This is a genomic window from Streptomyces sp. H51, from assembly GCF_035656535.1.
Taxonomy (GTDB): Bacteria; Actinomycetota; Actinomycetes; order Streptomycetales; family Streptomycetaceae; genus Streptomyces.
Map to the genome: position 1 here is coordinate 91,870 of NZ_JAYMHD010000053.1, position 25,441 is coordinate 117,310.

At 71.7% G+C, this 25,441-nt stretch carries 22 protein-coding genes; 11 read left to right on the forward strand and 11 right to left on the reverse strand.

Features of this window, described 5'->3' with window-relative positions; genetic code table 11:
- Window positions 1–39: 39 nt before the first annotated feature.
- Window positions 40–1,143, reverse strand: a complete 1,104-nt coding sequence (gene ssd / locus VKA29_RS19175) for a septum site-determining protein Ssd (RefSeq protein ID WP_324787089.1) — start codon at window positions 1,141–1,143, stop codon at window positions 40–42.
- Between the two features lie 580 nt (window positions 1,144–1,723).
- Between ssd and VKA29_RS19180 the strand changes: the two genes are divergently transcribed.
- Window positions 1,724–2,557, forward strand: coding sequence for an HAD family hydrolase (locus VKA29_RS19180; protein WP_324787090.1), 834 nt, complete (start codon window positions 1,724–1,726; stop codon window positions 2,555–2,557).
- A 511-nt stretch (window positions 2,558–3,068) separates the two neighbouring features.
- On the opposite strand, the gene VKA29_RS19185 is transcribed toward VKA29_RS19180, so the two are convergent.
- Window positions 3,069–3,893, reverse strand: a complete 825-nt coding sequence (locus VKA29_RS19185) for an oxidoreductase (RefSeq protein WP_324787091.1) — start codon at window positions 3,891–3,893, stop codon at window positions 3,069–3,071.
- A gap of 101 nt (window positions 3,894–3,994) precedes the next feature.
- Here VKA29_RS19185 and VKA29_RS19190 point away from each other — a divergent pair, with 101 nt between their 5' ends.
- A complete protein-coding gene (locus VKA29_RS19190; RefSeq protein WP_324787092.1) occupies window positions 3,995–4,975 on the forward strand; it encodes an ATP-binding protein in 981 nt (326 codons plus the stop codon).
- Window positions 4,976–4,987: 12 nt separating this feature from the next.
- Here the strand turns inward: VKA29_RS19190 and VKA29_RS19195 are convergent, their stop codons facing one another.
- Window positions 4,988–6,349 (reverse strand): hypothetical protein, encoded by a 1,362-nt coding sequence (locus VKA29_RS19195; RefSeq protein ID WP_324787093.1) that lies wholly within the window; start codon window positions 6,347–6,349, stop codon window positions 4,988–4,990.
- Window positions 6,350–6,685: 336 nt separating this feature from the next.
- Between VKA29_RS19195 and VKA29_RS19200 the strand changes: the two genes are divergently transcribed.
- The 6 genes from VKA29_RS19200 to VKA29_RS19225 all read left to right on the forward strand — a co-directional run bounded on the left by VKA29_RS19200 (window position 6,686) and on the right by VKA29_RS19225 (window position 15,316).
- The gene (locus tag VKA29_RS19200) at window positions 6,686–9,349 is read left to right on the forward strand and encodes a SulP family inorganic anion transporter (protein WP_324787094.1); all 2,664 of its coding nucleotides are present in this window, start codon (window positions 6,686–6,688) and stop codon (window positions 9,347–9,349) included.
- 425 nt (window positions 9,350–9,774) lie between these two features.
- Window positions 9,775–11,730 (forward strand): acetate--CoA ligase, encoded by a 1,956-nt coding sequence (gene acs, locus VKA29_RS19205; protein WP_324787095.1) that lies wholly within the window; start codon window positions 9,775–9,777, stop codon window positions 11,728–11,730.
- Between the two features lie 285 nt (window positions 11,731–12,015).
- Window positions 12,016–13,452, forward strand: a complete 1,437-nt coding sequence (gene nhaA / locus VKA29_RS19210; protein WP_324787096.1) for a Na+/H+ antiporter NhaA — start codon at window positions 12,016–12,018, stop codon at window positions 13,450–13,452.
- A 109-nt stretch (window positions 13,453–13,561) separates the two neighbouring features.
- On the forward strand, window positions 13,562–14,056 hold the full coding sequence (locus VKA29_RS19215; RefSeq protein ID WP_324787097.1) for a phage holin family protein: 495 nt from the start codon (window positions 13,562–13,564) through the stop codon (window positions 14,054–14,056).
- Window positions 14,053–15,006 (forward strand): alpha/beta hydrolase, encoded by a 954-nt coding sequence (locus VKA29_RS19220; RefSeq protein ID WP_324787098.1) that lies wholly within the window; start codon window positions 14,053–14,055, stop codon window positions 15,004–15,006. The genes VKA29_RS19215 and VKA29_RS19220 overlap by 4 nt, the downstream gene beginning before the upstream one ends.
- Window positions 15,007–15,133: 127 nt before the next feature.
- Window positions 15,134–15,316 carry a hypothetical protein gene (locus VKA29_RS19225; RefSeq protein WP_324787099.1) on the forward strand — a complete coding sequence of 61 codons (183 nt, stop codon included), beginning with the start codon at window positions 15,134–15,136 and terminating at the stop codon, window positions 15,314–15,316.
- Between the two features lie 159 nt (window positions 15,317–15,475).
- On the opposite strand, the gene VKA29_RS19230 is transcribed toward VKA29_RS19225, so the two are convergent.
- From VKA29_RS19230 to nth, 3 genes are all read right to left on the reverse strand, one after another.
- On the reverse strand, window positions 15,476–16,675 hold the full coding sequence (locus VKA29_RS19230) for a MarP family serine protease (protein ID WP_324787100.1): 1,200 nt from the start codon (window positions 16,673–16,675) through the stop codon (window positions 15,476–15,478).
- A gap of 13 nt (window positions 16,676–16,688) precedes the next feature.
- Window positions 16,689–17,384: an NUDIX hydrolase gene (locus tag VKA29_RS19235; RefSeq protein ID WP_324787101.1), complete on the reverse strand. Its 696-nt coding sequence runs from the start codon at window positions 17,382–17,384 to the stop codon at window positions 16,689–16,691.
- A 70-nt stretch (window positions 17,385–17,454) separates the two neighbouring features.
- Entirely contained in the window at window positions 17,455–18,486 is a 1,032-nt protein-coding gene (gene nth, locus VKA29_RS19240; RefSeq protein ID WP_420718525.1) for an endonuclease III, read from the reverse strand.
- Between the two features lie 335 nt (window positions 18,487–18,821).
- Between nth and VKA29_RS19245 the strand changes: the two genes are divergently transcribed.
- Complete coding sequence (locus VKA29_RS19245) at window positions 18,822–19,496, forward strand: Crp/Fnr family transcriptional regulator (protein WP_029382547.1); 675 nt, start codon at window positions 18,822–18,824, stop codon at window positions 19,494–19,496.
- A 79-nt stretch (window positions 19,497–19,575) separates the two neighbouring features.
- Here VKA29_RS19245 and VKA29_RS19250 read toward each other — a convergent pair whose 3' ends face one another.
- The 4 genes from VKA29_RS19250 to VKA29_RS19265 form a co-directional block, all read right to left on the reverse strand.
- A complete protein-coding gene (locus tag VKA29_RS19250; RefSeq protein WP_324787103.1) occupies window positions 19,576–20,415 on the reverse strand; it encodes an MBL fold metallo-hydrolase in 840 nt (279 codons plus the stop codon).
- Entirely contained in the window at window positions 20,412–21,305 is an 894-nt protein-coding gene (locus tag VKA29_RS19255; protein ID WP_324787104.1) for an NUDIX hydrolase, read from the reverse strand. The genes VKA29_RS19250 and VKA29_RS19255 overlap by 4 nt, the downstream gene beginning before the upstream one ends.
- Before the next feature lie 305 nt (window positions 21,306–21,610).
- Window positions 21,611–22,075: a RidA family protein gene (locus tag VKA29_RS19260; RefSeq protein WP_324787105.1), complete on the reverse strand. Its 465-nt coding sequence runs from the start codon at window positions 22,073–22,075 to the stop codon at window positions 21,611–21,613.
- Window positions 22,075–22,233 carry a DUF4177 domain-containing protein gene (locus VKA29_RS19265; RefSeq protein ID WP_003991873.1) on the reverse strand — a complete coding sequence of 53 codons (159 nt, stop codon included), beginning with the start codon at window positions 22,231–22,233 and terminating at the stop codon, window positions 22,075–22,077. Before VKA29_RS19265 ends, VKA29_RS19260 begins: the two co-directional genes overlap by 1 nt.
- 105 nt (window positions 22,234–22,338) lie before the next feature.
- Here VKA29_RS19265 and VKA29_RS19270 point away from each other — a divergent pair, with 105 nt between their 5' ends.
- Entirely contained in the window at window positions 22,339–23,316 is a 978-nt protein-coding gene (locus tag VKA29_RS19270; RefSeq protein WP_324787106.1) for an ArsA family ATPase, read from the forward strand.
- Window positions 23,313–24,767: an ArsA family ATPase gene (locus VKA29_RS19275; RefSeq protein ID WP_324787107.1), complete on the forward strand. Its 1,455-nt coding sequence runs from the start codon at window positions 23,313–23,315 to the stop codon at window positions 24,765–24,767. Before VKA29_RS19270 ends, VKA29_RS19275 begins: the two co-directional genes overlap by 4 nt.
- A 98-nt stretch (window positions 24,768–24,865) precedes the next feature.
- Here the strand turns inward: VKA29_RS19275 and wblA are convergent, their stop codons facing one another.
- The gene (gene wblA / locus VKA29_RS19280) at window positions 24,866–25,204 is read right to left on the reverse strand and encodes a transcriptional regulator WblA (RefSeq protein ID WP_324787120.1); all 339 of its coding nucleotides are present in this window, start codon (window positions 25,202–25,204) and stop codon (window positions 24,866–24,868) included.
- Window positions 25,205–25,441 lie beyond the last annotated feature (237 nt).

Sequence of the window (25,441 nt, forward strand, 5' to 3'; positions counted from 1 at the left end):
TGGCCGGGAAGGTGCCCCTTTCCAGACCGTGGTCGACGTTCATGCCGGTCCCGCCTCCAGCAGTGCCCGCTCCCAGAACCCCTTGCAGAAGCGCGCCAGCGGTCCCCGGCCGCCCGCGGCGGGCGGCGGCTGGCCCTCGCCCGGCCGCATCAGTCCCGGCTCGACGGGCACCTCGCCGGCCAGCGGCAACCCGAGCAGACGGGCCACCTCTCGGTCGTCGATCCCGGGGACGTACGGCCCTCGCACCGCGACACGCAGGTCGCGCAGGACCATGCCGACGGCGGAGGCCACCCGTCCGGCCGCGGCGAGGGCGCGCAGTTCGCCGGGGACCACCAGGAGCCCGAGATCGATCTGGGCGAGAGCCTCGGCGACCCCGTCGTCGACGCGGCGGGGCAGGTCGACGACGACCGTGCCGCCGCGGCGCCGGGCAGCGGCGAGCACCGCGCGCACGGCCTGCGGCGGGACGGCGACGCAGTCACCGCGGTCCCAGCTGAGCACCCGCAGCGAGTGCAGCCGCGGCAGCGACTCCTCCAGGGCGCCGCCGCCGACCCTGCCGCGCGAGGCGGCGAAGGCGGGCCAGCGCAGGCCCTCGGCGCTCTCACCGCCGAGCAGCACGTCGAGTCCGCCGCCCAGCGGATCGGCGTCCACGAGGAGTGTGCGCAGTCCCTCACGCGCGGAGGTGACGGCGAGGGCGCACGCGAGCGTGGACGCACCGGCCCCGCCGCGGCCGCCGATGACGCCCACGGTGAGGGCGGGCCTGCCGACGCCCTCGGCGACGTCGGCGATGCGGTCGACCAGCCACTGCTCGCCGTCGGGCAGCACCAGGACGTGGTCGGCCCCGATCTCGACCGCCCGGCGCCAGACCCCGGGGTCGTCCTGGTCCCGGCCGACCAGCACCACTCCGCGTCTGCGCACGGCCCCGCGCACGCGCCGCGCGGCGTCGTCGCCGACCAGGACGAGCGGAGCGGCCTCCCAACTGCCCGCGCGTTCCGGTACGGAGTGGTGGACCTCGGGCGTCGCCCCGGCCGCGGCGCACAGGCGCAGCAGGTCGTCGAGCAGGTCGACGTCCTCAGTGACGATCAGCGGTCCGGCCTGCCGCCCCGAGGCGGCGGACGGTGGTTGTCGTGTGACGGCTCCTGCCATGCTGTCGTCCCCCTTGGCTGTGTCTCGCGCGACCCGAGCGGCCACGCGGTTCCCGAACGTGCGGAGAACCGTCGGGCGCCTCCGCCGTGAACGGCCCCTGCGGACCGGTCGAACCCGCCCGACAAACCGGATCCGGTCACGAACTCGGCGCGATCGGGACGTGTGGGAATCACGGTGCAGCGATCCCGAAAACCTTGCGGATCTTGGTCGAAAACTGTGGACAACCCAGTGATTGTGAATATCGCCGTCACCCGTCGGTGCGGTCCGTACCAGCGCTTGCGCGACTTCCGCAGAGCACCCCGACGACTACGCAAAGTGACGAATCACGGGCATGCGAACGAGGCGGCCGCAGCCGCCTCGGAGCGCTCACCCGAGCGCGAGGAGAGAGGAAAAACCCGTCCGGACATGCGACGACCCCCGCCGGGGGGGAGAGCGGGGGTCGTCCCCACGGCCGACTCGGGGGGGGGAGGAGTCGGACCGGGTTAGCACGGTCGCGAACGATCCGTGACTTCCATGGTGTACCCGAGAGCCTTCTCAGGCAAACCCACGCGCCCCACCTTACGCCGAATGGGCTGCGCCTATGCTCAGGGTTGTGGAAAACCACTCCTTGCCCCGCACAGCGGCCTTCTTTGACCTGGACAAGACGGTCATTGCGAAGTCGAGCACGCTCACCTTCAGCAAGTCCTTCTATCAAGGCGGGCTGATCAACCGCAGGGCCGCCTTGCGTACCGCGTACGCCCAGTTCGTCTTCCTCGCCGGGGGCGCCGATCACGACCAGATGGAGCGCATGCGCGAGTACCTGTCCGCGCTGTGCCGTGGCTGGAACGTCCAGCAGGTCAAGGAGATCGTCGCCGAAACCCTGCACGACCTGATCGACCCGATCATCTACGACGAGGCCGCCTCCCTCATCGAGGAGCATCACACGGCCGGCCGCGATGTCGTGATCGTGTCCACCTCGGGCGCGGAGGTGGTGGAGCCGATCGGTGAACTGCTCGGCGCGGACCGCGTGGTGGCGACCCGCATGGTCGTGGGCGAGGACGGCTGCTTCACCGGCGAGGTGGAGTACTACGCGTACGGCCCGACGAAGGCCGAGGCCATCAAGGAGCTGGCCGAGTCCGAGGGATACGACCTGACCCGCTGCTACGCCTACAGCGATTCCGCGACCGACCTGCCGATGCTGCGGGCCGTCGGCCACCCGCACGCCGTGAACCCTGACCGGGCGCTGCGGCGGGAGGCACTGGCACAAGGGTGGCCGATTCTCGACTTCCATCGCCCGGTCCGGCTCAAGCAGCGCCTTCCCGGGCTGTCCGTCCCGCCCCGTCCGGCACTGGTCGCGGCGGCGGCCATAGGCGCCGCGGCGGCCACGGCGGGCCTCGTCTGGTACGCGAGCCGGCGCCGGGCGACACCGGCCTGAGATTCCGGTCTGCCCGAGGTGCCTGGTCCGCCTGGTCCGCCTGACCTGCCCGGTCTGCCTGAGCTGCCGACCGAATCGACCGGAAAGAACGGCGAACAGCGGGTTCCGCTTACCAGGGCGCTGGAGTACAAATGACTTATCGGCCCGCGAGACCAAGGTCATCCGAAAGGATCGTCTTCACGCATACGGCCCCACGGACCGAGCATGCTCACCGAGCACCCACGCGACGTCGACCCGTCGATTACGGGCCAGCCGCACCAGGTGACGGGCCAAGTCCCCGACCTGATGGGCGAGATATCGAGGACGCTTGGTAACTCGGTGCGCGTGCCAGCGGCGGTGCGAGAACTCGTACCGCCGCACCTCTGTACCGGCCCTCCCCGCGGAGGGCCCTTCTTCTCGTATGTTCCTCGCAACGCACCGCTCGTGCCCGTCGCGCCTTCTGGTGCCTTCTAGTACCTTCTCGCGCTTTCTCGTGGTGTCTCGCGCTGTCTCGCGCCTTCTCGTGCGGCGTTTACGCCGCGCCGCGCTGCAACGCCTCGCACACGGCCGTCGACTCGCGCGCGCCGAGCCCCACCGCCCTGCCGCAGTGGGCGATCCAGGCGGCCACGCCCTCCGGGGTGCCGGAAACGTACCCCTCGAGCGCCCGCAGATACGCCTCGCCGCCCAGTTCGGCGTGGCCGACCTCGGCGGGGCAGACGGATTTCGGGTCCAGGCCGCTGCCCACCAGGACGATGCGCTCGGCCGTGCGCGCGACGAGGCCGTTGTGGGAGACGAAGGGGCGCAGCGCGAGGAGTTCGCCGTGCACGACAGCGGCCGTGACCAGGGCCGGGGCGGAGCTTCCGGCGATGATCAGTTCGGACAGGCCTTCCAGCCGACCGTTCACCTCGGCGGCACTCGGCAGCGGCAGTTCGACGAGCGGCTCATGGACCGGCTCACCGTCCCGCCGCGGCCGTCCGACCTCGTCCCCGTGGCCGGCGGAGGCCACCAGGTGCAGCCGGGCCAGCACTCTGAGAGGTGACTGCCGCCAGATCGACAGCAGTTGGCCGGCCTCCGCGGTCAGCCGCAGGGCGGCCCCCATGACGCGCGCCTCGTCGTCGGTGCTGAAGTCGGTGCGGCGGCGCACCTCTTCGAGGGCCCAGTCGGCTCCGGACAGCGCCGCGGAACCGCGGGCGCCGCGCAGCGCCGCCTCGGAGGTGATCTCGTTGCTGCGGCGCCGCATGATCCGGTGCCCGTAGACCCGGTCCACTGCCTTGCGCACGGACTCCACGGAATCGGCCACTCCGGGCAACGAGCCCAGGGATGCGAGCGGGTCGGCGGTCGCGCCTGTCGTACTCATGGGTACGACCCTACGCACCCCGGTGGCGGACCCCACGATGGAGTGGTCTTCTTCACGTCCGTCCCGCACTTTGCGTCACTATTTGACTACGCTTCGTGAACATGAAAATTGCTTTCGTCGGAAAGGGCGGCAGCGGCAAGACGACCCTGTCCTCCCTCTTCATCCGCCACCTCGCGACGACCGGTGCGCCGGTCCTCGCCATCGACGCCGACATCAACCAGCACCTGGGCGCCGCGCTCGGTCTGGACGAGGCGGAGGCAGCGGCGCTGCCCGCGATGGGCGACCGGCTGCCGCTGATCAAGGACTACCTGCGCGGCTCCAACCCGCGCATCACCTCCACCGAGACGATGATCAAGACGACCCCGCCCGGCGAAGGCTCCCGGCTGCTGCGGGTGTGCGAGGACAACCCGGTGTACGACGCCTGCGCGCGGCCGGTGGAGCTGGACGACGGTGCCGTCCGCCTGATGGTCACGGGCCCCTTCACCGACGCCGACCTCGGAGTCGCCTGCTACCACTCCAAGACGGGGGCGGTGGAGCTGTGCCTGAACCACCTGGTGGACGGGCAGGGCGAGTACGTCGTGGTGGACATGACGGCGGGCTCGGACTCCTTCGCCTCCGGCATGTTCACCCGCTTCGACATCACGTTCCTCGTCGCCGAGCCGACCCGGAAGGGGGTGTCCGTCTACCGCCAGTACAAGGAGTACGCCCGCGACTTCGGCGTCGCGCTGAAGGTCGTCGGCAACAAGGTGCAGGGCCCGGACGACCTCGACTTCCTGCGCGCCGAGGCGGGGGACGACCTGCTGGTGACCGTCGGGCACTCGGACTGGGTGCGCGCCATGGAGAAGGGCCGCCCGCCCCGGTTCGAGTTCCTGGGGGACGCCGACCGGCAGGCCCTGCGCACGCTTCAGACCGCCGCCGACGCGACGTACGAGCTGCGCGACTGGGAGCGCTACACGCACCAGATGGTGCACTTCCACCTGAAGAACGCGTCGTCGTGGGGCAACGCGCGCACCGGGGCCGACCTGGCGGCGCAGGTCGACCCCGGGTTCGTGCTGGGTGAGGGGATCACCGCTTCCGTGTGACGGCGGCGCCGGCTACCGTCCGGCCGCCGACGCGCCGGGCACGCCCTTCGGCGCCGGCGCGCGGCGGCCCGGCGGGAAGGACGCCCAGCCCTGCGCAGGGGCCTGGCCCACTTGCAGGGAGCGCAGCGCCTCCAGGGTCCGCGGGTCCTGGGCGTCCAGCCAGTCGGCCAGCTGCCGGAAGGACACGCAGCGCACGTCGGGCTTGTTGCAGACGGTCTCGACGACCTGCTCGACGGCACGCATGTAGGTGCCGCCGTTCCAGGACTCGAAGTGGTTGCCGAGGATCAAGGGCGCCCGGTTGCCGCGGTAGGCCCGGTTGAAGCCCTTGAGCAGGCCGTCACGCATCTGGTCGCCCCAGAAGCGGTACTTGGCGGGGTTGCCCTGGGTCCGCGTGCCGGACTGGTTGACCATGAAGTTGTAGTCCATGGTGAGCTGCTCGTAGGAGTGTCCGGGGACGGGCACCAGCTGCATCGACAGGTCCCACAGACCTTCCTTCTTCTCCGGCCAGAGCTGTGTGTTGACGCCGCTGGTGTCGTAGCGGAAGCCCAGCTCGCGGGCGGCCTTCATGAAGTTCTGCTGACCTTCGAGGCAGGGGGTGCGGGCGCCGACGAGTTCCTTGTCGTAGTCGAAGGGCAGCGGGGCCGCGTTCTTCAGGCCGGCGTTGGTCTTCCAGGACTTCACGAACTGCTTGGCCTGCGCGATCTCACTCTTCCAGTCCTCCACCGACCACTCGCCGCCCCCGCCGTCCTTGCCGCAGAAGTGGCCGTTGAAGTGGGTGCCGATCTCGTTGCCCTCCAGCCACGCCAGGCGCAGCTGCTCGACGGTGTCGGCGATGCCCTTGGTGTCGTTGAAGCCGATGTCGGAGCGGCCCGGCGAGTGGTGCGGCGGCCGGTACAGGTCACGCTTGTCGTCGGGCAGCATGTAGACGCCGCTGAGGAAGTACGTCATCGTCGCGTGGTTCGCCTTGGCCACCGCGCGGAAGCGGGAGAACAGCTTCTGGCTGTCCTCGCCCGCCCCGTCCCAGGAGAAGACCACGAACTGCGGGGGCTTCTGACCGGGCTTGAGCCGCTCGGGCCGGGGCAGGTGCGGCTGCGTTCCGGTGTATGCGGTGGAGCCGTCGCCGATCAGACGGACGGCACTCCTGGGCGCGGGGGCCGGGGCGGGTCCGGTGTTCCGCGCGGCGGGCTTGGCGCTCTGCGCGGCGGGATCGGTGTTCTGCGCGGCGGGATCGGTGTTCTGAGCAGCGGGCTTGGCATTCTGCGGTCCGGGGGCGCCCGCCCTGGGAACGTGGGAGCCGGTCGCGCAACCGGCGAGCGATGCGGCACAGGCCGCGGCGATCACGGCGCCCGCGGCGATCCTCTGGGTGGCGGCCATGTTCCGCCCACCTTCTTCCTTCTCTCAGGCCAACGCCGATGGGGGCGATTTCCGGCGAGATGCCGGAAATGCCGACAGCGCCGCCAAGGTCGCACGAGGCGGAGAAGGAATTTGTAAGACAAGCCGATCGAATAACCGCTTCACTCATTCGAGTGACCATCTAGACCATTTGCCAGGAATGTCCGCATGCGTCCTTTACTCTGAATTACGATTCGTTTACCGAACGTTGAATCATCCCGCCGCTGTAAGCCGTGACCCACGGCCGCGACCCGACCCCCGCCATGGACCGGGGGCCCACCCCATCCGCGACCGCGCTGCCCCGGAGGAGACGGGAACATGTCAGCCTGCGCACCCGCCCGCGCCACCGACTCGACTCGGTCCGAGCGCCACCACCAGCCCCACAGCCCTCCATCGGGCCCGCACCGCCGCTTCCGCGTCGCGGGCGCCGATGTGTCCGCCTCGATCGCGGTCTTCCTGATCGCCCTCCCCCTGTCCCTGGGCATCGCCCTGGCCACCGGGGCCCCGCTCCAGGCCGGCCTCGTCGCCGCCGCGGTCGGCGGCATCGTCGTCGGACGGCTCGGCGGCTCCCCGCTCCAGGTCAGCGGGCCCGCCGCCGGACTCACCGTGGTCACCGCCGACCTCATCCACCGCTACGGCTGGCGGACGACCTGCGCCGTCACGGTCCTGGCCGGACTCGCCCAGCTCGGCCTGGCCTGCCTGCGCGTGGCGCGCACCGCCCTCGCCGTCAGCCCCGCCATCGTGCACGGCATGCTGGCCGGCATCGGCGTCACCATCGCAGTCGCCCAGTTGCACATCGTCCTCGGCGGCACCCCGCAGAGCTCCGTCCCCGACAACCTCGCCGCCCTGCCCGCCCAGCTGGCCCGGCTGGATCCCGCGGCCATGGCGGTGAGCGCGCTGACCCTGGCTCTGCTGCTGCTCTGGCCACGCATCCCCGGCCGGGCGGGACGCCTGCTGCGCACGGTCCCGGCCGCCCTCGTCGCCGTCGCCTGCGCCACCGCGACCGCCTCGCTCTGCGGGCTCGCCCTGCCCAGAGTCGACCTGCCGTCCTGGGGCAGCCATGCCCTGGCCGGGATGCCCGAGGGCCCGGTGCCCGGGCTGGTCGCCGCGGTCCTGACGATCACGCTGGTGTGCAGCGTGCAGTCGCTGCTCGGTGCGGTCGCCGTCGACAAACTCGTCGCCTCCCGCCCCGGCCTGGCCGGCCGCGTCGGCCGCTCCGACCTGGACCGCGAACTGCTCGGCCAGGGCGCCGCCAACATGGTCTCCGGCGCGCTCGGCGGACTGCCGGTAGCGGGCGTGGCCGTGCGCAGCACGGCGAACGTCAACGCGGGCGCCGTCAGCCGGAACTCCACGACGCTGCACGGCGTTCTCGTAGTGGCCGCCGCGTTGCTGATGGTCCCGGTCCTCGAGTTCATCCCGCTCGCCTCGCTCGCCGCCCTGGTGATGGCCGTCGGCATCCAGATGGTGTCCCTGCACCACATCCGCGCGGTGACCCGCCACCGCGAGGTGCTGGTGTACGTCGTCACCACACTCGGCGTGGTCTTCCTCAACGTCCTGCAGGGCGTGGCGCTGGGGATCGCCGTGGCCGTCGCCGTCGCCCTGCACCGTCTCGCCCGCACCCGCATCACCCACGAGGAGAAGGAGGGAGCCCACCACGTACGCGTCAGGGGAGCGCTGACGTTCCTCGCCGTGCCACGCCTCAGCCGGGCGCTGCACCTCGTGCCCGCCGGCGCCCGCGCCGTCGTGGAACTGGACGGTTCGTTCATGGACCACGCGGCCTACGAGTCACTGCAGGACTGGCGGAACACCCACACCGCGCAGGGTGGCACCGTCGAGCTGACCGGCCGCCGGGCCGGGGTCACGATCGCCGAGCCGGGGATTCCCTCCCGGTTGTCCGGCGACCCGGGCGCCACGATGGTCACCGGGCCGCTCGACGGCCCCGTCGGTCCCGTCGACTCTCCCGATTCCCCCGGCTCGCCCGACTCCCCCGGCTGCCGCTGCCGTCCCTGGACGCCCTGGCGCAACCACCAGTGCCACCGTCCACCGACCCCACCGACCCCACCGCCCACCGGAGAACCCGGGACGCCCGGCGGCGGGACCGGAGGGGCACCCGCCGAAGACCCCGGAACGCCGGTCGAGCACCCCGCCACCTCCGCAGAACCAGCCCCCTCCAGAGAGCCGGCCGCCTACGGGCAACCCGCCGCTTCCCGGGAACCCGGAGGCCCCGGGGAGTCCGGCAGATCCGACGACCTCCCCGGATCCGGCGACCCCGACGATGTCGCCGGGCCTGGGGGTCGCCTCAACGGCCCCAGCCGACGCCAGTTGGCGCGCGGCATCAGCGCCTTCCAGGCGAACACCGCGCCACTCGTCCGAGGCGAGCTGGCCCGGCTGGCCCGGGAAGGGCAGCGGCCGTCCCAGCTCTTCCTCACGTGCGCCGACTCACGACTGGTCACGTCCATGATCACCTCCAGTGGTCCGGGCGACCTGTTCGTCGTACGCAATGTGGGCAACCTCGTCCCCCTGCCCGGCGAGGAGAGCGGTGACGACTCGGTGGCGGCCGCCATCGAGTACGCGGTGGACGTGCTGAAGGTGCGGTCCGTCACGGTGTGCGGGCACTCGGGGTGCGGGGCCATGCAGGCCCTGCTCGGCTCCGAACCCGGGGGTGCCCCGACGCCGCTCAAGCGGTGGCTGCGGCACGGGCGGCCGAGCATCGAGCGCATGGCCGAGGACAGCCGGTCCTGGCCCCGGCTCGCCGACCGGGCGCCGGCCGACGCGGTCGAGCAGCTCTGCCTGACCAACGTCGTCCAGCAACTGCGGCACCTGCGGGCCCACGAGTCCGTGGCCCGTGCCCTGCGAGCAGGTGCGCTGGAGCTGCACGGCATGTACTTCCATGTGGGCGAGGCGCAGGCGTACCTGCTCACGGCGGCGGACGAGAGAAGCGCGGTGTTCGGCCGCGTGGGGACGGCGGAGGTGTCCGCCTGAGCCGACGCCGAGTCCCCGCGGGTGTGCGGTCCGGGCTACCCGTGCCGCACACCCGCGGCGTGCCGCACAGCCGTGGTGTGGCCGCACAGCCGTGGTGTCGTGCCGCCCGCTCGCCACGGCGCCAGGGCGGCACGGCACCCCACGGCATGGCACGCCACGCCCACGGCGCGCCACACCACGCCACGCCACGCCACGACGGGCGAAGGCCGCCGGAGGTGTCTGCGCGCCGTCGGCGGACCACGATGTGAGAGCCGCGGCACACGGCTGAACTCGGCCCGGTCGGCGTCCGTGGGTACGGATGACCCGACGGCCGGAAATGCCCAGCAAAGGTCTACACCAATTTCCGGTCGGCCCTTGTCATCGGCCCCCGGCTCTGATGAGCTGTGGCCTGGGACACAACGGACACCCTGGGAAAGGGAGATGTCGTGAGCAACGAAAGCCTGGCCAACCTCTTGAAGGAGGAGCGACGCTTCGCGCCGCCCGCTGACCTGGCCGCGAACGCCAACGTCACGGCAGAGGCGTACGAACAGGCCAAGGCTGACAGGCTCGGCTTCTGGGCCGCGCAGGCCCGTCGGCTGAGCTGGGCCAAGGAGCCGACCGAGACGCTGGACTGGTCGAACCCGCCGTTCGCCAAGTGGTTCAAGGACGGCGAGCTGAACGTCGCGTACAACTGCGTCGACCGCCATGTGGAGGCCGGGCACGGCGACCGGGTCGCGATCCACTTCGAGGGCGAGCCCGGCGACAGCCGCGCGATCACCTACGCCGAGCTGAAGGACGAGGTCTCCCGGGCCGCGAACGCCCTGCTGGAGCTGGGCGTACGCAAGGGCGACCGGGTCGCCGTCTACATGCCGATGATCCCGGAGACCGCGATCGCGATGCTGGCCTGCGCCCGCATCGGCGCCGCGCACTCGGTCGTCTTCGGCGGCTTCTCCGCCGACGCGCTCGCCACCCGCATCCAGGACGCAGACGCCCGCGTGGTCATCACCTCCGACGGCGGCTGGCGCCGGGGCAAGCCGTCCGCGCTCAAGCCCGCCGTCGACGAGGCGGTCTCGCGCGTGGACAACGTCGAGCACGTGCTGGTCGTCCGCCGCACCGGTCAGGAGGTCGCCTGGACCGAAGGCCGGGACGTGTGGTGGCACGAGGTGGTCGACCGGCAGCCGGCCGAGCACACGCCGGAGGCGTTCGAGGCGGAGCACCCGCTGTTCATCCTGTACACGTCCGGTACGACGGGGAAGCCGAAGGGCATCCTGCACACCTCCGGCGGCTACCTCACGCAGACCGCGTACACCCACTGGGCCGTCTTCGACCTGAAGCCGGAGACGGACGTGTACTGGTGCACCGCCGACGTCGGCTGGGTCACCGGCCACTCCTACATCGTCTACGGACCGCTGGCCAACGGCGCGACCCAGGTCATGTACGAGGGCACGCCGGACACCCCGCACCAGGGGCGCTTCTGGGAGATCGTGCAGAAGTACGGCGTGACGATCCTGTACACGGCGCCCACCGCGATCCGCACGTTCATGAAGTGGGGCGACGACATCCCCGCGAAGTTCGACCTGTCGTCGCTGCGCGTGCTCGGCTCCGTGGGCGAGCCGATCAACCCCGAGGCGTGGATCTGGTACCGCAAGAACATCGGCGCCGACCGCACCCCGGTCGTGGACACCTGGTGGCAGACCGAGACCGGCGCGATGATGATCTCGCCGCTGCCGGGTGTGACCCCGGCCAAGCCGGGTTCCGCGCAGACCCCGCTGCCGGGCATCTCCGCCACCGTCGTGGACGACGAGGCGAACGAGGTGCCGAACGGCGGTGGCGGCTACCTGGTGCTGACCGAGCCGTGGCCATCGATGCTGCGCACCATCTGGGGCGACGACCAGCGGTTCATCGACACGTACTGGTCGCGCTTCCAGGGCAAGTACTTCGCCGGCGACGGAGCGAAGAAGGACGACGACGGGGACATCTGGCTCCTGGGGCGCGTGGACGACGTGATGCTCGTGTCCGGGCACAACATCTCCACCACCGAGGTCGAGTCGGCGCTGGTGTCGCACCCGTCCGTCGCCGAGGCGGCCGTCGTCGGCGCGACCGACGAGACCACCGGGCAGGCGATCGTCGCCTTCGTGATCCTGCGCGGCACGGCGGCGGAGACGGAGGACCTGGTCACCGAACTGCGCAACCACGTCGGCGCCACGCTCGGCCCGATCGCCAAGCCGAAGCGCATCCTGCCCGTGGCGGAGCTGCCCAAGACCCGCTCCGGCAAGATCATGCGCCGCCTGCTGCGTGACGTCGCCGAGAACCGCCAGCTCGGAGACGTCACCACGCTCACCGACTCGACGGTGATGGACCTCATCCAGGCCAAGCTGCCGGCGTCCCCGAGCGAGGACTGAGCAAGGACTGAGCAAGGACTGCGCGAGGACTGAGCGAGGACTGAGCGAGGACCGAGCGGTCATCCGCAGACAAGAGGATCGATTGCGGACGTAGAGCACCGTTCGCGCAGGAGGGGCATCCGGCACCGGCGTGCCGGATGCCCTTTTCGCGCCTACCGTGGGACGTGCCGGGCCCCCCTCCGGCAGATTAGGTAAACTAAGCAAAACACGCGTGATCCCTCAGGTGCGCCGGGAAGTCTGGTCGGCAAGCGGTCCCGTCCTGCCCACCGCCCCGGAGGTTCCCCCGTGACCCCGCCCCGCCCCTCTCGCACCCGCAAGGCGTTCGGGCGCCTGTCCCTGCCCGAGCGGAACTTCGTCGCGGAAGCCCTGCGCACCGAGACGGTCGGCGGTGTTCTGCTGCTCCTCGCCGCGATAGCGGCCCTGCTCTGGGCGAACATCCCCGCGCTGCACGACAGCTACCAGAGCGTCGGCCACTTCCACCTCGGCCCCGGATCCCTCGGCCTGAACCTGTCGGTCCAGCACTGGGCGGCCGACGGACTCCTGGCGATCTTCTTCTTCGTCGCCGGCATCGAGCTCAAACGCGAACTCGTCGCGGGTGACCTGCGGGACCCCAAGGCCGCCGCGCTGCCCGTCGTGGCGGCCCTCTGCGGCATGGCCGCACCCGCGCTCGTCTACACGCTCACCAGCCTCACCGGCGGCGGCTCGCTCGCGGGCTGGGCGGTGCCCACGGCCACGGACATCGCCTTCGCGCTGGCCGTGCTCGCCGTCATCGGCACCTCGCTGCCGAGCGCACTGCGCGCCTTCCTGCTCACGCTCGCCGTCGTCGACGACCTCTTCGCCATCCTGATCATCGCGGTCTTCTTCACCGACAGGATCGACTTCGCCGCGCTGGGCGGGGCGGCCGCCGGTCTCGCCCTGTTCTGGTTGCTGCTGCGCAAGGGCGTGCGCGGCTGGTACGTGTACGTACCGCTCGCGGTCGCCATCTGGGCGCTGATGTACAACAGCGGCGTCCACGCCACCATCGCCGGCGTCGCGATGGGCCTGATGCTGCGCTGTCATCGCCGCGAGGGCGAGGAGCACGCCCCCGGCGAGCGCATCGAGCACCTCGTACGGCCCCTGTCGGCGGGTCTGGCCGTGCCGCTGTTCGCGCTGTTCAGCGCCGGTGTCACCATCTCCCACCAGGCGCTCGGTGACGTGTTCACCCGGCCGGAGACGCTGGGCGTCGTGCTCGGCCTGGTCGTCGGCAAGACGCTCGGCATCTTCGGCGGCACATGGCTGACGGCCCGGTTCACCAGGGCCTCGCTCAGCGAGGACCTGGCCTGGGCGGACGTGTTCGCGGTGGCGACCCTGGCCGGGATCGGCTTCACCGTGTCGCTGCTCATCGGCGAGCTCGCCTTCGAGGGCGACGCGGCCATGACGGACGAGGTCAAGGCCGCCGTCCTGACGGGCTCCCTGGTCGCGGCCGCGCTGGCGACGGTGCTGCTGAAGATACGCAACGCCAAGTACCGCAGGCTGTGCGAGGCGGAGGAGCGCGACGAGGACCGCGACGGCATCCCGGACGTCTACGAGGAGGACGAGCCGGAGTACCACCTGCGGATGGCCGAGATCCATGAGCGCAAGGCCACCGAGCACCGCCGCCTCGCCGAAGTGAAGGCCGCCGAGCGACGCGCGCTTGCCGAAGTGCCGGGCGGGGCAGGCGAGGACGGCGACCGTCCGGCATGATCTGACGGGACGGTACAAAAAGACCGTGGGAATACAGTCAGACAAGTCAGGTAAGTCAGACACGTCGGACGAGTCAGGCAGACGAGTCAGGCAGATGAGGGAGACCGCGATGAGCGCACCCGACGGCAGCCCGGTCGGCGCCGAACGCAGCATCGGTGAGCTGTTCGCCTCGGCGACGGCCGAGATGTCGGCGCTGGTGCACGACGAGATCGCGCTGGCCAAGGCGCAGCTCAGGCAGGACGTCAAGCGCGGCGCGGTGAGCGGGGGCGCCTTCTCGGTGGCCGGCGCGGTGCTGCTGTTCTCCCTGCCGATGCTGAACTTCGCCCTGGCCTACGGCATCCGTACCTGGAGCGGCTGGAACCTCGCGGTCTGCTTCCTGCTGTCCTTCGCGGCGAACGTCCTGATCGCCGGCGTCCTGGCGCTGGTCGGCGTGTCCTTCGCGAAGAAGGCCCAGAAGGGCAAGGGCCCGCAGAAGGTCGCCGCCTCCGTGAAGGAGACGGCGGGCGTCCTGCAGAAGGCCAAGCCGCACCCGCGTCCCGAGGCACCCGCTCTCGAGGACCGGTCCGCGAAGGCCATCGAGGCTGTGGCACGCTCATCCTCATGACGGGCTCCTCGACCCCTGCGGGGCAATCACACTCGGCGCAACCCGCATCGGTCGTACGACCGGACGGCCCCTGGACGCACCGGGAGGTCGCCGCGAACGGCGCGCGCTTCCACATCGCCGAGGTGGGCGACGGGCCGCTGGTGCTGCTGCTGCACGGCTTTCCCCAGTTCTGGTGGACGTGGCGGCATCAGCTGACCGCGCTCGCCGACGCCGGATTCCGGGCCGTCGCCATGGATCTGCGCGGCGTCGGCGGCAGCGACCGCACCCCCCGTGGCTACGACCCCGCGAACCTCGCCCTCGACATCACCGGCGTCATCCGCTCCCTCGGCGAACCGGACGCCGCGCTGGTGGGCCACGACCTGGGCGGCTACCTGGCGTGGACGGCGGCCGTGATGCGTCCCAAGCTCGTCCGGCGGCTCGCGGTCACGTCGATGCCGCACCCGCGGCGCTGGCGCTCGGCGATGCTCACCGACGTGCGGCAGACCCGCGCGGGCTCCTACATCTGGGGGTTCCAGCGCCCCTGGATCCCGGAACGGCAGCTGACCGCGGACGACGGCGCGCTCGTCGCCGAGCTGATCCGCGAGTGGTCCGGGCCGAACCCGCCGGACGACAAGGTCCTGCGGACGTACCGCAGCGCGATGTGCATCCCGTCGACGGCGCACTGCTCGATCGAGCCGTACCGGTGGATGGTGCGGTCGATGGCCCGTCCGGACGGCCTCCAGTTCAACCGCCGCATGAAGCGCCCGCTGCGCGTGCCGACGCTGCATCTGCACGGCTCGCTCGACCCCGTGATGCGCATCCGCAGCGCGGCCGGTTCCGGGGAGTACGTCGAAGCACCGTACCGCTGGCGGCTGTTCGACGGTCTCGGGCACTTCCCGCACGAGGAGGACCCGGCCGCCTTCTCCACGGAACTGATCAACTGGCTGAAGGATCCCGAACCCGATCGGTGACCGTCCCTGCGCGCCCGGTATCCGAACCTGAACGCCTGTTCCCCAAAAGGCCACTTGCCCGGCGCATAGGCCAATTGGGGGCGCGTGGGGCGGTTATCGACCATGGGGCAGGGGCAGACGTCCCGGTATGGGCTGGACGCACGACTACAGTGACGTAGCACGCAACCGCCGCTCGGCCGGCGGTCTGAGCTCCCACCAGCGAGGCGGCTCCCCGCAGATGCCGGGTGCGGACCTCCGGGTGGGCATTCCGCGCATCCTGCGCCGCCGGGCCCGCTGGGTATCGATGCGCCTGCGTCACCCGAGGGGTTGACGACCCCCCGGCGACCCATGCCGACCGCCCCCCGGCGACCCCATGCCGACCGGCCCCCGGCGGCCCCGTGCTGACGGGCCCCCAAGGTTCCCCTGGCGACCCCCGAGCCGCCCCTTTCGAGCGGTCCCCGGGGGCTGACGGCCCCAGGGCGCCGGACGTCTACAGCGCGCAGCTGTCGCTGTCCACCTGCTGGTTCGCGGTCCGCCCCTTCGAGATGTCCTCCTGAATCTCGTCCGCGGTGAGCGCGTACCCGGTCTCGGCGTCGTCGAGCGACTTCGCGAACACCACGCCGTAGACCTCGCCCCGCGGCGTGAGCAGCGGGCCGCCGGAGTTGCCCTGACGGACGGTCGCGTACAGCGAGTACACGTCGCGGCGGACGGTCCCGCGGTGGTAGATGTCCGGGCCGTTGGCCGGGATGCGGCCACGCACGCGCGCGGCGCGCACATCGTAGGCACCGTTCTCCGGGTAGCCCGCGATGATGGCGCTGTCGCCGCTCGCCGCGTCCCCGGTGGCGAACTTCAGCGCGGGCGCCTTCAGATGGGGGACGTCGAGCACGGCGATGTCGCGCCGCCAGTCGTACAGGACCACCGTCGCGTCGTACTTCCTGCCCTCGCCGCCTATTTGGACGGTGGGCTCGTCGACGCCGCCGACGACGTGCGCGTTGGTCATGACGCGGCGGTGGCCGAAGACGAAGCCGCTGCCCTCCAGGACCTTGCCGCAACTCTGGGCGGTGCCCATGACCTTGACGACGGACCGCTTGGCGCTGGTGGCGACGGAGCTGTTCGCGAGGGCCGGGTCGGGCGGCTGGACGTCGGTGATCGGCTCGTTGGAGAACGGGCTGAAGACCTGAGGGAAACCGTTCTGCGCGAGGACCGAGGAGAAGTCCGCGAACCAGGTGTCGGCCGCGTCGGGCAGCGCCCGTGACACGCCGAGCAGCACCTTGGAGTTGCGGACCTCCCTGCCGAGCGTGGGCAGCGTGGTGCCCGCGAGGGCCGAGCCGATCAGCCACGCCACCAGCAGCATCGCGACCACGTTGACCAGGGCGCCGCCGGTGGCGTCCAGGGCGCGGGCCGGGGACCAGGTGATGTACCGGCGCAGCTTGTTGCCGAGGTGGGTGGTCAGCGCCTGGCCGACGGAGGCGAAGACGATGACGATGACGACCGCGACGACGGCGGCGGTCGTGCTGACCTCGGCGTTGTCGGTCAGCGCGTCCCAGACGACGGGCAGGGTGTAGACGGCCACGAGACCGCCGCCCAGGAAGCCGGTCACCGACAGGATGCCGACGACGAAGCCCTGGCGGTAGCCCACGACCGCGAACCACACGGCCGCGACCAGCAACAGGATGTCCAGCACATTCACGGAGATCACCCTGTCATGACCGCCAGTCGAGCGGGACCCGCTTCTCCCGGTCCCAGGGGCGCTCCCACCCCGCGAAGTGGAACAGCCGGTCGATGATCCCGGCGGTAAAACCCCAGACCAGGGCGGATTCGACCAGGAATGCCGGACCTCGGAAGCCGCTGGGATGGACCACCGTGGCCCGGTTCGCCGGATCCGTGAGATCCGCCACGGGGACCTTGAAGACCCGCGCCGTCTCGTTCGGGTCGACCACGCCGACCGGGCTCGGCTCCCGCCACCAGCCCAGCACGGGCGTCACGACGAAGCCACTGACGGGGATGTACAGCTTGGGCAGGGCGCCGAACAGCTGGACCCCGGACGGGTCCAGACCGGTCTCCTCCTCGGCCTCGCGCAGCGCGGCCCGCAGCGGCCCGTCGGCCGTGGGGTCGCCGTCCTCGGGGTCGAGGGCGCCGCCGGGGAAGGACGGCTGCCCGGCATGGGACCTGAGCGAGCTGGCCCGCTCCATGAGCAGCAGCTCGGGGCCGCGCTCGCCCTCTCCGAACAGGACGAGCACGGCCGACTGGCGGCCCCGGCCGTCCTCCGGGGGCAGGAAGCGGCTCAGCTGCAGCGGCTCGACCGTCTCCATGGCCCGCACCACCGGGTCCAGCCAGGCCGGCAGCCCCTCCTTGCTCAGTGTCACCGGACCGCCCCGCGTCTCGCTCGCTCGCGTCATCGCCACCCCCGTCGTCCTGCCTGGTCCAACGCCCGACCGCCCGTTGATCGTTCCTGGGGCGAACCGGCCGTCATCCGGCCCCCAGCAGCGGCGCCGCCTTGCCGCCCGCGTCCAGGTACGCCTGCGGCGGCTTCAGGCGCTGGCCCGGAAAACCGCCCTTCTCGTACTTCAGCAGCTTCTTCGCCTTCTCCGGGTCGGTCTCGCCCTCGCCGTACGCCGGGCAGAGCGGGGCGATGGGGCAGGCGCCGCAGGCGGGCTTGCGGGCGTGGCAGATGCGGCGGCCGTGCCAGATCACGTGGTGCGAGAGGTCCGTCCAGTCGCTCTTGGGGAACAGCGCGGCGACCGCGGCCTCGATCTTGTCCGGATCCGTCTCCTCGGTCCACTTCCAGCGCCGCACCAGCCGCTGGAAGTGCGTGTCGACGGTGATGCCGGGCCGCCCGAAGGCGTTGCCGAGCACCACGAAGGCGGTCTTGCGGCCCACGCCGGGCAGCTTGACGAGGTCCTCCAGCCTGCCCGGGACCTCGCCGCCGAACTGCTCCGCCAGCGCCTTGGACAGCCCTATGACGGACCTGGTCTTGGCCCGGAAGAAGCCGCACGGGCGCAGGATCTCCTCGACCCGCTCCGGATCGGCGGCGGCCAGGTCCTCGGGGGTGGGGTACGCCGCGAAGAGGGCCGGCGTCGTCTGGTTGACCCGCAGGTCGGTGGTCTGGGCGGACAGGACCGTGGCGACCAGGAGCTGGAAGGGGTTGTCGAAGTCCAGCTCGGGGTGGGCGTACGGGTACACCTCGGCGAGCTCGCGGTTGATGCGGCGGGCGCGGCGGACCAGGGCGGTGCGCGACTCGCCCTTCGGGGTCTTCCCCGTGACGGTCTTGGCGGGCGGGACCCCTTCGACGGCGGCCGTGGCCTTCTTCGGCGCGGCGGTGGCTTTCCGCGCGGGCTTCCCGCCGACCTTCACCGCGGCTTTCCCGGCGGCTTTCCCGGGGACCTTCTCGGGACCCTTTCCAGAGGCCTTCTCGGGGGCCTTCTCGGGGGCCTTCTTGACGGTCTTCCCCGTGGCCTTCCGGGCAGCCTTCCGGGTGCCCTTCACGGTGGGCTTTTCCACCGGCGCCCTTTTTGTCACCTTTGCCGCTTTCTTCGCATTGCCGGGGTCCTGTTCGCCCACAGCGGAATCACGAGATACGACCATCCGCCCAGCCCCCTTGGCCTGTGCTCTACCGGCGATTTGGACACCCGGTCAGCCTAGAGCCCGGCGACGACATCCGCCCCGGACCCGGAAGATCAGCCCCCGATCGGACCCCTGCCGTCCACCCCGGCACCCGCGTGCGGCATCCTTGTGACAGATCACACTGTTTGGACCGTCCGGCAAAATGGGCACCACGGTCCCCTGGTACCAAGGGGGAACAAGATCCCCTGAGCAGGTCGACAAGGAGAGAACTCGTGGACGACGTTCTGCGGCGGAACCCGCTCTTCGCGGCGCTCGACGACGAGCAGGCCGCGGAGCTCCGCGCCTCCATGAGTGAGGTGACCCTGGCACGGGGGGACTCACTCTTCCACGAGGGCGACCCCGGTGACCGGCTCTACGTGGTCACCGAGGGCAAGGTCAAGCTGCACCGCACCTCCCCCGACGGCCGCGAGAACATGCTCGCGGTGGTCGGCCCCGGCGAACTGATCGGCGAGCTGTCCCTGTTCGACCCGGGCCCCCGTACGGCCACGGCGACGGCGCTGACCGAGGTCAAGCTGCTCGGTCTCGGCCACGGGGACCTCCAGCCGTGGCTGAACGCCCGCCCCGAGGTGGCCGCCGCGCTGCTGCGCGCCGTCGCCCGGCGCCTGCGAAAGACCAACGACGCCATGTCCGACCTGGTGTTCTCGGACGTTCCGGGCCGTGTCGCGCGCGCCCTGCTCGACCTCTCCCGCCGCTTCGGCGTGCAGTCGGAGGAGGGCATCCACGTCGTGCACGACCTGACGCAGGAGGAGCTGGCGCAGCTGGTCGGCGCCTCCCGCGAGACGGTCAACAAGGCACTGGCCGACTTCGCGCAGCGCGGGTGGCTCCGCCTGGAGGCGCGGGCCGTGATCCTGCTGGACGTCGAGCGGCTGGCCAAGCGCTCCCGCTGACGCCGACTGTCGGCCGCACGCTGCGAAGGGGCCCGTCTCGGGAGAGACGGGCCCCTTCGCGTGCAGCCCGCTGTGCGGGTCAGGCGGGCTGGATCAGCCCGTGCTCCTCCAGGTAGTCCAGCTGCGCCCGGACCGACAGCTCCGCCGCCGGCCACAGGGAGCGGTCCACGTCGGCGTACACGTGGGCGACCACCTCGGACGGGGCGCGGTGGCCGTTCTCGACGGCCGTCTCGATCTGGGCCAGTCGGTGGGCGCGGTGCGCGAGGTAGTACTCCACCGCGCCCTGGGCGTCCTCCAGGACCGGACCGTGGCCCGGCAGGACCGTGTGCACGCCGTCGTCGACCGTGAGGGACCGCAGGCGGCGCAGCGAGTCCAGGTAGTCGCCCAGGCGGCCGTCGGGGTGCGCCACGACCGTCGTGCCGCGGCCCAGGACCGTGTCACCGGTCAGGACCGCCCGGTCGGCCGGGAGGTGGAAGCACAGGGAGTCGGAGGTGTGCCCGGGCGTGGGGACGACCCGCAGTTCCAGGCCGCCCACGACGATCACCTGCCCGGCCGCCAGCCCCTCCTCGCCCAGCCGCAGCGCCGGGTCGAGGGCCCGCACCTTCGTGCCGGTCAGCTCGGCGAAGCGCGCGGCGCCCTCGGCGTGGTCCGGGTGGCCGTGGGTCAGCAGGGTGAGCGCGACACGCCGGCCGGCCCTCTCGGCGGTCTCGACGACGTTGCGCAGGTGACCGTCGTCCAGCGGGCCCGGGTCGATCACCACCGCCAGGTCGGAGTCCGGCTCGGCGAGGATCCAGGTGTTCGTGCCGTCGAGGGTCATCGCCGAGGCGTTGGGCGCCAGGACGTTGACGGCCCGCGCGGTGGCGGGACCCGTGAGGACCTCGCCCCGCGGCTGGCCGGGAAGGGCGCTTGCGTCCGTCATGCGGAGGCTCCACCGGTGGTGTGGTCGGCCGGAAGGCCGCTCGGGATGTGCTTGGTGAACTCGTCGTGGCCCGGCCAGGACAGTTCGATCCCGCCGTCCAGCAGCCTGGCCCGCGCCAGCACGGGCGTCAGGTCCCGGCCGGGCGCGGCGGCGAGCGCCTCGGCGGCCGTGGCGTACGGCGCCAGCTGGCGCAGCGTCGCGATGGTGGGCGGCATCATCAGCAGCTCCCCCCGGTCGTAGGAGGAGGCGGCCTGCTCGGGCCGGATCCACACGGTGCGGTCGGCCTCCGTGGAGGCGTTGCGGGTGCGCTGGCCGTGCGGCAGGGCGGCGACGAAGAAGAAGGTGTCGTAGCGGCGGGGCTCGAACTCGGGAGTGATCCAGCGGGTCCAGGCCCCGAGCAGGTCCGAGCGCAGCACCAGGCCGCGGCGGTCCAGGAACTCCGCGAAGGACAGCTCACGGGCGACCAGCGCCGCCCGGTCGGCCTCCCAGTCGGGGCCGGTGGTGTCGCCGACCACCGAGTCGGCGGTCTCACCGGCGAGCAGGACGCCGGCCTCCTCGTACGTCTCCCGGACGGCCGCGCAGACGATCGCCTGCGCCGCGGCCCCGTCCACGCCGAGCCGGTCGGCCCACCACGCGCGCGTGGGGCCCGCCCAGCGGACGTGCCGCTCGTCGTCGCGCGGGTCGACACCGCCGCCCGGGTACGCGTACGCGCCCCCGGCGAAGGCCATGGAGGCGCGTCTGCGCAGCATGTGCACGGCGGGACCGGCGTCGGTGTCCTTGAGGAGCATGACGGTGGCCGCGCGCTTGGGGGCGGCGGGCGTGAGGGTGCCCTCCGCGAGCGCGCGGATGCGCTCCGGCCAGTCCTGCGGAAACCACTGCCCATTCGCCATGGCCGGAGGCTATCCCGTGACGCGCGATTGTTCGAGAGGTCCCCGAGGTCAGAGCGCCGGCCGGCGCCGTGACCTCGCGGGTACCGGGCTACGGCACCGCCCCCACCGATCACGCCCCGCCCCCACCGATCACGCACCGGCCCCGGCGGACCGCACCGGCCCCATCGGCCACCGCACCCGCCCCATCGGCCACGCCGGACCCCGTCGGCCACCGCACCGGCTCCGCCGGCCACGGCACCTCCGTAGGCGTCCGGACCGGCCCACCGGCAACGGCATCCCGGCCCCGTCCGCACCGGCTCCGCCGGCTACGGCACCAGCTCGACCAGGATCTCGACCTCGACCGGGGCGTCCAGCGGCAGCACCGCCACGCCCACCGCGCTGCGCGCGTGCACGCCCTTGTCGCCGAGGACCTCGCCGAGCAGCTCGCTCGCGCCGTTGATCACGCCGGGCTGGCCGGTGAAGTCGGCGGCCGAGGCGACGAAGCCGACCACCTTCACCACGCGCGCGATGCGGTCCAGGTCACCGGTGACGGACTTCACGGCGGCCAGGGCGTTCAGCGCGCAGGTGCGGGCCAGCCCCTTGGCCTCCTCCGGGGTGACCTCGGCGCCGACCTTGCCGGTCACGGGCAGCTTGCCCTCCACCATCGGCAGCTGGCCGGAGGTGTAGACGTACCCGCCGGACTGCACGGCCGGCTGGTAGGCGGCGAGCGGCGGGACGACCTCCGGCAGGGTGAGACCGAGCTCGGCCAGCCTCGCCTCGACGGCGCCCATCACTGCTTCTCCCGCTTCAGGTAGGCCACGAGCTGCTCGGGGTTGTTCGGGCCGGGCACGACCTGGACGAGTTCCCAGCCGTCCTCGCCCCAGGTGTCCAGGATCTGCTTCGTGGCGTGGACGAGCAGTGGCACCGTTGCGTATTCCCACTTGGTCATGTGGGCGACTCTAGCCGTACGCGGGCGGGGGCAGACCCCCGGCCACGGCCGCGTTGTCCACAGGCCGCCGCGTAGTCCGCGCACAGAATGGTTACGCTCGAATACGTGAGCAGGCTCCAGGTCGTCAGCGGTAAGGGCGGGACCGGAAAGACGACGGTCGCCGCCGCCCTCGCGCTGGCCCTCGCGACCGAGGGGAAGCGGACGCTTCTCGTCGAGGTCGAGGGCCGGCAGGGCATCGCGCAGCTCTTCGAGACGGAAGCGCTGCCTTATGAGGAGCGGAAGATCGCCGTCGCTCCCGGGGGCGGGGAGGTGTACGCCCTCGCCATAGATCCCGAACTGGCCCTTCTGGACTATCTCCAGATGTTCTACAAGCTGGGGAGCGCCGGGCGGGCCCTGAAGAAGCTCGGCGCGATCGACTTCGCCACCACCATCGCGCCGGGTGTGCGAGACGTGCTGCTGACCGGCAAGGCGTGCGAGGCGGTGCGCCGCCGCGACAAGCGCGGCCGGTTCGTCTACGACTACATCGTCATGGACGCGCCGCCCACCGGGCGCATCACCCGCTTCCTGAACGTCAACGACGAGGTGGCGGGCCTGGCGAAGATCGGCCCGATACACAATCAGGCGCAGGCGGTGATGCGGGTGCTGAAGTCGGCGGAGACGGCCGTGCACCTGGTGACGCTGCTGGAGGAGATGCCGGTCCAGGAGACCGCCGACGGCATCTCCGAACTGCGGTCGGCGCGGCTGCCGGTGGGCCGGATCATGGTGAACATGGTGCGGCCGGAGGTGTTGGACGCGGCCGATCTGGAACTCGTACGGGGTGTGTCGCGCTCCTCCGTGGCACGGTCGCTGTCCGCCGCCGGGCTGGGCGGAGCGCGCCGCGGCGGGAACGCGGAGAAGCTGGTGGACCCGCTGCTGCAACTGGCCGGGGAGTACGCCGAGCGGTACGCGCTGGAGCACGAACAGCGGGCCGTCCTCGGTGAACTGGGCCTGCCGCTGCACGAACTGCCGCTGCTCGTCGAGGGCATGGACCTGGCGGGTCTGTACGAACTGGCAACCGAACTGCGGAATCAGGGGATCGCATGAGTCCGGACCCGGCCCACACCCCGAAGGGCACGCCCGACCCCGAGCGCACGCCCGACCCCGACGGTACGCCCGACCCCGACAGCCCCCGCGCCGCCGAGGGCTCCCGCGCCGCCGACGGCACGCGCACTGCCGAGGGCGCCCGCCACCACCTCGCCCCCGCCCGCGTGCTCGACCTCGACCCGCTGCTCGACGACCCGCAGACGCGCATCGTGGTGTGCTGCGGCTCGGGCGGCGTCGGCAAGACCACCACCGCCGCGGCGCTGGGTCTCAGGGCCGCCGAGCGCGGCCGCAAGGTGGTCGTGCTGACCATCGACCCGGCCCGCCGGCTCGCCCAGTCCATGGGCATCGACTCCCTCGACAACACCCCGCGCCGCGTGAAGGGCGTCGACGGTGACGGCGAGTTGCACGCCATGATGCTCGACATGAAGCGCACGTTCGACGAGATCGTCGAGGCGCACACGGACCCCGAGCGGGCCGCCGCGATCCTGTCGAACCCCTTCTACCAGTCGCTCTCGGCGGGCTTCGCGGGCACGCAGGAGTACATGGCGATGGAGAAACTGGGCCAGCTCCGCGCGTTGGACGAGTGGGACCTGATCGTCGTCGACACGCCGCCGTCCCGCTCGGCGCTCGACTTCCTGGACGCGCCCAAGCGGCTGGGCTCGTTCCTGGACGGCAAGCTGATCCGGGTCCTGCTCGCGCCCGCCCGGGCCGGCGGCCGGGCGGGCATGAAGTTCCTGAACGTCGGGATGTCGATGATGACCGGCGTGCTGGGCAAGCTGCTGGGCGGCCAGTTGCTCAAGGACGTCCAGACGTTCGTGGCGGCGATGGACTCCATGTTCGGCGGTTTCCGCAAGCGCGCGGACGCCACCTACCAGTTGCTGCAGGCGCCCGGCACGGCGTTCCTGGTGGTCGCGGCCCCCGAGCGGGACGCGCTGCGGGAGGCCGCCTACTTCGTGGAACGGCTCGCGGCCGAGCAGATGCCGCTCGCGGGCCTGGTGCTCAACCGGGTGCACGGCAGCGGCGCCGAACGGCTGTCGGCCGAGCGAGCGCTCGCCGCCGCGGAAAATCTTGTGGAGTCCCGCATTGTGGATCAGGACGGCGGGAAAGCAGTACTTCGTAACTCTCCCGAAGCACAAGGCAGTTCAGCATCTCCCGCTGCGGTACCCGACGCGCCTGACGCGCCCGACACCTCCTCATCCCCCACGGAGCAGGGCGAGGGCCAGAGCGTCGACCGGCTCGCCGCGGGCCTGCTCAGGCTGCACGCCGAACGCATGCAGCTGATCGCCCGCGAGCAGCGCACGCGTGACCGCTTCACCGCGCTCCACCCCGAGGTGGCGGTGGCCGAAGTGGCCGCGCTCCCCGGTGACGTGCACGACCTGGCGGGGCTGCGGGACATCGGTGACCGGCTAGCGGCCGACCGGCCGGAGCTGCCCGGATTCGCCGACGACTGATCCGGGGGCCTCGGCCGACCACGCCGGGGAACCGCCTCGGCGTCCGACCCCTCAGCCGGTCGGGCCGAGAAGTGCTCGACCGACCGCGCCGAGGACCCTCAGCCCACCGCCGCGTAGTTCTCGTACACCTGGTCGTCGTCGAGCGGGACGATGCCCGCACCGCGCTCGTACTCGCTACGAGCCGTCTCCAGCAGCCGGCGCCACGACGTGACGGTCGGCCGCCTGCGCAGCAGGGCGCGGCGCTCGCGCTCGGTCATGCCTCCCCACACACCGAACTCGACGCGGTTGTCGAGCGCGTCGGCCAGACATTCGGTGCGTACCGGGCACCCGGTGCACACCGCCTTGGCCCTGTTCTGCGCTGCTCCCTGAACGAACAGTTCATCCGGATCGGTAGTGCGGCAGGCAGCCTGCGCACTCCAGTCGGTTACCCAGCCCATACCGGCGCCGTCCTCTCCCGAATCGAGGCTCCCCCACGGCGGCAGCGGCATATTCACCGCCGCCAGTTGAGGACGTTACGGAAGGTGGGCACAGCGCAACACCCCCTTCGGGCCCAATCTTGAATGGCCCGAACGGACTATGCGCAAGCGGCAGATCACCCGGGGGAGTGACCTGGTGATATGCGTGATCATCCCGGCAAAGCCGGACAGTCCTGTCGAGTCACAACGGACGCCGAG